The organism is Verminephrobacter aporrectodeae subsp. tuberculatae At4, assembly GCF_000193225.1.
In the GTDB taxonomy this organism is placed as follows: domain Bacteria; phylum Pseudomonadota; class Gammaproteobacteria; order Burkholderiales; family Burkholderiaceae_C; genus Acidovorax; species Acidovorax aporrectodeae.
On record NZ_AFAL01001045.1, the window covers coordinates 1 to 451 of the forward strand.

The window sequence follows — 451 nt, forward strand, 5'->3', positions numbered from 1 at the left end:
GTGGCGGTTGAGAACAATATTCTCTTCGTGGTGCCGCTGGTCTATATGTTGGCCGTCGCTGCGGGCTACACCATCGGGGTCGGTGGCGGGGATCCTGTGGCGGGCCTGCAAAGCATTGGCCAGGGCAAGGATCCCTTGAGCCAGGCCATCGCCTGGGGCACGGAGAAGACAGTGACGCTGTCCATGGACGCCTACCCCAAGGAAACAACGGCCGTGCTCAACTTCCTGAGCGGGGTGGGGGAGACCATCGATGCCACGGTCACCTACGCCGACGACAAGACCGGTCGGGTGGTCAGTACCCAATGGAACAGCCTGAGCCCGGCCACGCGCGATACGCTCAAAGGTGGGGGCAAGGTCATTTCGTTATACACAAGCCCCCTGAACCTGAAGCTCGCGACAGAACCTGATGCCAGCGGCAAAGTCAAGAATGCGCTGCATTCCCAGCCAGATG

General features: G+C 61.2%; 1 protein-coding gene. It reads left to right on the forward strand.

Annotated features, from left to right (window positions below):
* Window positions 1-451, forward strand: a 451-nt coding sequence (locus VTU_RS34310) for a hypothetical protein (RefSeq protein ID WP_169315445.1), incomplete at both ends; no start/stop codon positions are given.